6 protein-coding genes are annotated in these 7,962 nt (G+C 61.8%); 3 read left to right on the top strand and 3 right to left on the bottom strand.

The features are described 5' to 3' along the window. Positions 1–144: 144 nt before the first annotated feature. The 3 genes from AC07XF_RS05825 to rpmE all read right to left on the bottom strand — a co-directional run bounded on the left by AC07XF_RS05825 (position 145) and on the right by rpmE (position 2,638). Positions 145–1,413 carry a malic enzyme-like NAD(P)-binding protein gene (locus AC07XF_RS05825; protein ID WP_007989306.1) on the bottom strand — a complete coding sequence of 423 codons (1,269 nt, stop codon included), beginning with the start codon at positions 1,411–1,413 and terminating at the stop codon, positions 145–147. A 182-nt stretch (positions 1,414–1,595) separates the two neighbouring features. Next, on the bottom strand, positions 1,596–2,384 hold the full coding sequence (locus AC07XF_RS05820; RefSeq protein WP_495025744.1) for a thermonuclease family protein: 789 nt from the start codon (positions 2,382–2,384) through the stop codon (positions 1,596–1,598). A gap of 35 nt (positions 2,385–2,419) precedes the next feature. Next, the gene (gene rpmE, locus AC07XF_RS05815; protein ID WP_007975586.1) at positions 2,420–2,638 is read right to left on the bottom strand and encodes a 50S ribosomal protein L31; all 219 of its coding nucleotides are present in this window, start codon (positions 2,636–2,638) and stop codon (positions 2,420–2,422) included. Between the two features lie 294 nt (positions 2,639–2,932). On the opposite strand from rpmE, the gene AC07XF_RS05810 reads away from it, so the two are divergent. From AC07XF_RS05810 to AC07XF_RS05800, 3 genes are all read left to right on the top strand, one after another. Then, on the top strand, positions 2,933–5,152 hold the full coding sequence (locus tag AC07XF_RS05810) for a primosomal protein N' (protein WP_495025743.1): 2,220 nt from the start codon (positions 2,933–2,935) through the stop codon (positions 5,150–5,152). A 211-nt stretch (positions 5,153–5,363) separates the two neighbouring features. Beyond that, positions 5,364–7,100, top strand: coding sequence for an arginine--tRNA ligase (gene argS / locus AC07XF_RS05805; RefSeq protein ID WP_495025742.1), 1,737 nt, complete (start codon positions 5,364–5,366; stop codon positions 7,098–7,100). Between the two features lies 1 nt (position 7,101). Then, a complete protein-coding gene (locus tag AC07XF_RS05800) occupies positions 7,102–7,815 on the top strand; it encodes an SPOR domain-containing protein (RefSeq protein ID WP_495025741.1) in 714 nt (237 codons plus the stop codon). Positions 7,816–7,962 lie beyond the last annotated feature (147 nt).

The raw sequence follows: 7,962 nt of genomic DNA, 5'->3' as shown, positions 1-7,962 counted from the left end.
AGCCCGCTCCCACAGGAGAATGCGTTCCAATGTGGGAGCGGGCTTGCTCGCGAAGAGGTCGTCACAGACACCACAAAAAACACAGGCATAAAAAAACCCCGGCACAATCAAGAGCCGGGGTTTTCGGTTGAACGCTACAACAGCTTAGCCGTTGAACACGTCATCCACGCTTTTCAGAGGGTAGTTCTTCGGATACGGCAGGGTCGCCACACCGGTCTCGATAGCGGCTTTAGCCACGGCATCGGAGATCAGGGTGATCAGACGGGCATCCATTGGCTTCGGAATGATGTACTCACGACCGAATTCCAGCTTGATGCCGCCGTAGGCGTCGCACACTTCCTGAGGCACTGGCAGCTTGGCCAGTTCACGCAGGGCGTTGGCCGCAGCCACTTTCATTTCTTCGTTGATGCGCTTGGCGCGAACGTCCAGGGCACCACGGAAGATGAACGGGAAGCCCAGTACGTTGTTGACCTGGTTCGGGTAGTCGGAACGACCGGTGGCCATGATCACGTCGCTACGGGTGGCGTGTGCCAGCTCCGGGGAGATTTCCGGATCAGGGTTCGAGCATGCGAACACGATCGGGTTGGCCGCCATCGACAGCAGGCCTTCAGGGCTCAGCAGGTTCGGGCCGGACAGGCCTACGAACACGTCAGCGCCTTGCAGGGCGTCAGCCAGGGTGCGCTTGTCGGTCGCGTGAGCGAACACAGCCTTGTACTGGTTCAGGTCGTCACGGCCGGAGTGGATCACACCGGTACGGTCGACCATGTAGATGTTTTCGATGTTGGCGCCCATGCTCACCAGCAACTTCATGCAGGAGATGGCGGCAGCACCGGCACCCAGGCAGACGATCTTGGCTTCCGGCAGGGTTTTGCCAGCGATTTCCAGGGCGTTGATCATGCCGGCGGCGGTCACGATAGCGGTGCCGTGCTGGTCATCGTGGAATACCGGAATATCGCACTGCTCGATCAGAGCGCGTTCGATTTCAAAGCACTCTGGTGCCTTGATGTCTTCCAGGTTGATGCCACCAAAGGTGATGGAGATGCGCTTGACGGTGTCGATGAAGGCCTGCGGGCTTTCGGAGTCGACTTCGATGTCGAAAACGTCGATGCCGGCGAAGCGCTTGAACAGTACGCCTTTACCTTCCATCACTGGCTTGGAGGCCAATGGGCCGAGGTTACCCAGGCCGAGAATCGCGGTGCCATCGGAAATGACTGCAACCAGGTTGCCTTTGCCGGTGTACTTGTAGGCCAGTTCAGGATCGCGGGCGATCTCGCGTACTGGTTCGGCTACGCCCGGGCTGTAGGCCAGCGACAGGTCGCGAGCGGTAGCAGTGGCCTTGGTGAGCTCGACACTCAGCTTCCCTGGACGAGGATTGGCATGATATTCGAGAGCGGCAGTTTTCAGATCAGACATTTTGGCATTCCGCTTTTACTGTTGGACAGACTGGTCAGCGAGGATACGCGCCTCGCAAAGTCCCCACAAGACTGACCGGTCACCCCTGTCAAGCGCCCCGCCCTACGACTTTGGGCCAAGAGCCACGGAACATAAGGGATAGACTGTTCACAATCGAAAGAAAAAATGTCTACAATTTTTTATCACTGCACCACTTGAAGCATCGCCGGGTCAGTCAAGGGCAACATCCAGCGCGCCTGCCCCTCCTTTAGACCACCCTTGCGCGAGCGATCCAGCACCCAGCCGCGCGCCTCGACTTGCTTGCCTTTGAGACTTTCCAGCGAATTCATATCGAAACGCGCCAGCAGATTGGGTGCAACGCGTAATACAACCGAATCCTGCAACTCGATCCAAACCCCGCCGCGATTACGCTGCACCTTGCTCACACGACCGCTGAGCACGGCAAACCCGGAGGTGCTGATCTGCTCCGCTTTCAGTACAGGTGACTGGCGCCATAACCCGAGCCCGGCCTGTCGAGCACTGCTTTCCGCAGCTTGCTGACAGGCGACGAGATCGACATTCGGTGCCACGGCCACCATAAAACCCAGGCCTTCGGCGAGCATTTGCGCTTCGAGATTGGCGCCATCGGCACCGTAGACATGGGCCAGGGTGCGACCGTAATGGTCTTGGCTTTCTTTGCCCGGCAGCAAACCCACCTGCCCGTCGCTTGCCGCCACAAGGGCTTCGAGTCGCTTGCGCGCCGCCACGGCGAACGGCTCGTCGGAGCGGCCCTTCTTGCCTAACTCAGGCGTGTTCAAGCCGATCATGCGCACGCTGCGGCCATCGCTCAGGCGCAGGGTGTCACCATCCACGACTCGCTGCACCGCAACCGTGGTCAGCCCGCCGGGAGCCGGGCAAAAGGCCTGGGCGGCGGAAAGCCAAATCGCGGACACAAAAAAGGCGCCCGCAAGGGACGCCTTTTTCATCAGCATGGAAAAACCGCAGCGGCTTCCCAAGTTGATCGGCCTTAGGCCTTTTTCGCGCCGAAAGCACCGAAACGGTCGGCGAACTTCTGAACGCGACCACCGGTGTCCAGAGTCTTCTGCTTACCGGTGTAGAACGGGTGGCATTCGTTGCAAACGTCGATCGCCAGGGCTTTGCCGAAGGTCGAACGGGTTTCGAACTTGTTGCCGCAGCTGCAGGTAACAGCAACTGCTGGGTATTCTGGATGGATATCAGCTTTCATGGTGTTTTCCTCGGGCTAGCGTGCCGCCACCCAACACTATTGTTGAATACCGCACGTAATTAGGCCGCGGATTCTACCAGACAATCCCATTCACGCAAGCTGTCCCTCAAACCAGTCGTCTGCTAGGCTCCCGGCCTCAAGCGCATTCCCATGTGGGAGCGGGCTTGCTCGCGAAAGCGGTGTGTCAGGCAATAAATGCGTTGACTGACACTCCTTCTTCGCGAGCAAGCCCGCTCCCACAATTGATCTGCGTCCACCCCTTCCTTTGTTTCCTGCTGATCGAGATCCCCCCGCGTGCCCGACGCCATTTTGCGCCTCGCCCTGCCTTCGCCGCTGCGCCGCCTGTTCGACTACCGCGCTCCGGCCGGCGTCCTGCGCGCCCAGTTGCACCCTGGCATGCGCCTGCGGGTGCCGTTCGGCCGGCGCGAGATGATCGGGATTCTGGTGGAAGTCACCGACACCAGCGAGGTGCCGGCGGAGAAACTCAAGCCGGCCCTGGCCCTGCTCGACGCCACGCCACCGCTGCCGCCCGCGCTGTTCAAGCTGTGCCTGTGGACGTCCCAGTATTATCAGCACAGCCTCGGCGACACCTTGAGCTGGGCGCTGCCGGTGCTACTGCGCCAGGGTGAGCTGGCCGAAGCGCGCCAGGAACGTTTCTGGTCCGCCGCGCCGGGCGCCAGCCTGGATGATCCGCGCATCGCCCGTGCCCCGCGCCAGCGCGAAGCCCTGGCAACGCTGGCCCAGCATCCCCACGGCGTCGCCCACCAATTGCTGAGCAAACTGATGCTGAGCAAGGACAGCCTGGATTTGTTGCTGGCCAAAGACCTGGTGCAGGTCGAGATCCGCCGGCACGCCCCCGGTGCACGCCACGAACACTGGCTGGCGCAACCGGAACTCCCGCTGAACCCGGAGCAACGCGCCGCCTATGAGGCGATTCGGGCCGGGTTCGACAGCTATCACGCGTTCCTGTTGGCCGGTGTCACTGGCAGCGGCAAGACCGAAGTCTATTTACAGTTGATCCGCGAAACCCTGGAGGCCGGCAAACAAGCGCTGGTGTTGATCCCGGAAATCAACCTCGGCCCGCAGACCCTGGCGCGCTTCGAGCAGCGTTTCAATGCCCGCATCGCGCTGATCCATTCGGCAGTCAATGACCGCGAACGCCTCGATGCCTGGCTGGCCGCCCGGGACGGCGAGGCCGACATTATTATCGGCACCCGCTCGGCCCTGTTCACGCCGATGAAAAACCCCGGCCTGATCATCATCGACGAAGAGCACGACGGTTCGTATAAACAGCAGGAAGGATTGCGTTACCACGCCCGCGATCTGGCGCTGGTGCGGGCGCGGCAGGAAAACATCCCGATTGTCCTCGGCTCCGCCACCCCTTCGCTGGAAAGCCTGCACAACGCCTACACCGGCCGGTACGGGCTGCTGCGCCTGAATGAGCGCGCCGGCGGGGCCAAGCAGCCGCGTTTCCTGCGCCTGGACGTAAAAAGCCGCCCGCTGGACAGCGGCATTTCCGGGCCGATGCAGCAGGCCATCGGTCAGACCCTGGCTGCCGGGCAGCAGGTACTGGTATTCCTCAACCGCCGCGGCTTCGCCCCGACCCTGCTGTGCCATGACTGTGGCTGGATGTCCGAATGCCAGCGTTGCGATGCGCGGATGACCGTGCATCAACGTTACGGTGAATTGCGTTGCCACCATTGCGGCTACGTTGAGCGCGTGCCGCGCCAGTGCCCGAAGTGCAACAAGGTGGATTTGCGCCCCGTGGGCGCCGGCACCGAACGGGCCGAGGAGCGCCTGGCAATTCTGTTCCCGGACTATCCGGTGCTGCGGGTCGACCGCGACAGCACGTCGCGCAAGGACGCGATGAACCAGTTGTTCGCCACCATTCAAAAAGGTCAGCCGTGCATTTTGATCGGCACGCAAATGCTTGCCAAAGGCCACCACTTTCCACGGGTGACGCTGGTGTCGATCCTCGACGCCGACGGCGGCCTGTTTTCCGGTGATTTCCGCGCCAGCGAGCGCATGGCGCAGTTGATCGTCCAGGTCGCCGGCCGCGCAGGCCGCGCCGAAGAGCCGGGCAAGGTGATTATCCAGACGCACCTGGCCGACCATCCGCTACTGGTACAACTGACCGAGCAAGGCTATTTCGCCTTCGCCGAACAGGCCTTGAGCGAACGCCGTGCGGCCGGGTTGCCGCCTTTTGCACACCTGGCGCTATTGCGGGCCGAGGCGCACAAACCGGGTCAGGCCGAAGGCTTCCTGGAAGAGGCGTGCAGCGAGGCGGAGCGTTTGCTGGCCGAGCAAAACCTGACCGGCATTGAGTTGCTGGGGCCGGTGCCGGCGCCCATGGAGCGGCGAGCCGGGCGCTATCGCGCACAACTGTTGTTGCAGGCTACGGCGCGGGCACCGTTGCATCGATTGCTTGCCAGTTGGTTGTTGGTGCTGGAGCAGATGCCGAGCGGGCGGGCGGTGCGCTGGTCTTTAGATGTTGACCCTGTGGATTTGTATTGATTGGGAGATTGCCTTCGCTGGCAAGCCAGCTCCTACAGTGATCACATCGGGTCTGTGTAGGAGCTGGCTTGCCAGCGAAAGCTGTCGAATTGTCACCACACATCCACATCCTGCCTGCTAAGGTTGGCAAGCCCGTCTTCGCAACGGATAATGCCCAGTTTTTCCACCAGCGCATGATGCGCCGCCGCGCCTGCGGTCGAAAGAGAAGACCATGAAAGACACCATTCGCCAGTTGATCCAGCAAGCCATCACCCAACTCGTCAACGAAGGTGTGTTGCCTGAAGGGCTGTCGCCGGCGATCCAGGTGGAAAACTCCCGCGACAAGAAGAACGGTGACTTCGCCAGCAACATCGCAATGATGCTGGCCAAACCGGCCGGCATGAAGCCACGCGACCTGGCGGAAAAAATCATCGCCGCGCTGCCGGCGGACGAAAACGTCTCCAAGACCGAAATCGCCGGCCCTGGCTTCCTGAACTTCTTCCAGAACACCGATGCCCTGGCCTCACGCCTGGACGCCGCCCTGGCCGACGCCCACATCGGCGTACGCAAGGCCGGCCCGGTGCAGCGCACCGTGGTTGACCTGTCGGCACCGAACCTGGCCAAAGAGATGCACGTCGGTCACTTGCGCTCGACCATCATCGGCGACGGCGTGGCCCGTGTGCTGGAGTTCCTCGGCGACACCGTTATCCGTCAGAACCACGTCGGCGACTGGGGCACCCAGTTCGGCATGCTGATGGCTTATCTGCAGGAAAACCCGATCACCAGCGACGAGTTGTCGGACCTGGAGAACTTCTACCGCGCCGCCAAGCAACGCTTCGACGAATCCGAAGAATTCGCCGACCGTGCCCGTGGCCTGGTGGTCAAGTTGCAGGCCGGCGATGCCGACTGCCTGGCGTTGTGGACCAAGTTCAAGGACATTTCGCTGTCCCACTGCCAGAAGATCTACGAGCTGCTCAACGTCAAATTGACCATGGCCGACGTGATGGGCGAAAGCGCCTACAACGACGACCTGATCAACGTGGTCAACGACTTGAAGGCGGCGGGCATGCTGGTTGAGAGCAATGGCGCCCAGTGCGTGTTCCTCGACGAGTTCAAGAATGCCGACGGCGACCCGCTGCCGGTGATCATCGTAAAAGCTGACGGCGGCTACCTCTACGCCACCACCGACCTGGCCGCCGTGCGCTACCGCAGCGGCAAGCTCAAGGCCGATCGCGCGCTGTACTTCGTCGACCAGCGCCAGGCCCTGCACTTCCAGCAAGTGTTCGCCGTAGCGCGCAAGGCTGGCTTCGTGACCCATCCGATGGAAATGGAGCACATGGGCTTCGGCACCATGAACGGCGCTGACGGCCGTCCGTTCAAGACCCGTGATGGCGGCACCGTGAAACTGATCGATCTGCTGACCGAAGCCCAGGAGCGCGCCTACACCCTGGTCAAGGACAAAAACCCGGAGCTGGCCGAAGCCGAGCTGCGCAACATCGCCAAGGTGGTGGGCATCGGCGCAGTGAAATACGCCGACCTGTCCAAGCACCGCACCAGCGACTACAGCTTCAACTTCGACCTGATGCTGAACTTCGAAGGCAACACCGCGCCGTACCTGCTGTACGCCTACACCCGCGTGGCCGGCGTGTTCCGCAAGCTCGGCAAGGATTTCAGCGAAGTCGACGGCCAGATCGTTCTCGAAGCGGCACACGAACACGAGTTGGCGGCGAAACTTGCGCAGTTCGGTGAAATCCTGAACAACGTGTCCGAGAAGGGCACCCCGCACATTCTCTGCACTTACCTGTACGACGTCGCCGGCCTGTTCTCCAGCTTCTACGAGAACTGCCCGATTCTCGCCGCCGATACCCCGGCACAAATGCAGAGCCGTCTGCGCCTCGCCGCGCTGACCGGACGCACCCTCAAGCAAGGCCTGGAACTCTTGGGCCTGGAAACTCTGGAGCGTATGTAAGTTGGCTGCCAAGAAAAAACCTGCACCCAAGCGTGGCGCCAGCCGTTATCAAGCTCCTGCAAAGCAACCGATTCCGGGATGGCTATGGATGGCGATCGGCCTGACGGTCGGCGCCTTCATCGTGTTCCTGATGAAGCTGGAACCGGGCAAGGGCAGCGACACGGTCAAGCGTGAAAAAGTCGAGCAACAGCAACAGCAGAAAGCCAGCAAGATCGCCGAGGCCAACAAGACCCCGCCGAGCCCGACGCAACCGGTGAAGCCGAAGTACGACTTCTACACCTTGCTGCCGGAATCGGAAGTCATCGTGCCGCCGGATGCCGTGCCGGAAAAAACCCTGCCGACGCCGCAAGTGCCGGCCATCCCGACAACGCCGGTCACCCCGGCCGAAGCGGCGAAGATCGACACGGCTCGCGCCCAGGCAGCCCTGGCCGGGATTACGCCACCGCCAGCGCCTCCGGTCAAAGCGGCGCCGGTGACCAAGTTCTTCCTGCAAGCCGGTTCGTTCCGCAAGGAGGCTGACGCGGACAAGGTTCGGGCGCAGATCATCCTGCTGGGCCAGGCCGTCGCGGTTGAGTCCGGCACGGTGAAGGACGAAACCTGGTATCGGGTGCTGGTCGGTCCGTTCAGCAACCGCGAACAACTGACCACCGCCCAGAAACAACTGGCCGGTGCGGGCTTCAGCAATCTGTTGTTACAACAACGCCAGAGCCGCTGATCCCGTCAGGGCGACCGCGTTATCGTTCTTCGCTGGCAAGCCAGCTCCTACAGGATTTACCCGCCCCCCTGTAGGAGCCGGCTTGCCGGCGAAGGCACCAGAACAAACGCCACCCCTGCGCCCGGCTTAACACCATTCGTCCCCCGC

Source organism: Pseudomonas sp. GW821-FHT01C01, from assembly GCF_059422645.1.
This window is presented reverse-complemented; position numbering and strand designations above follow the sequence as displayed.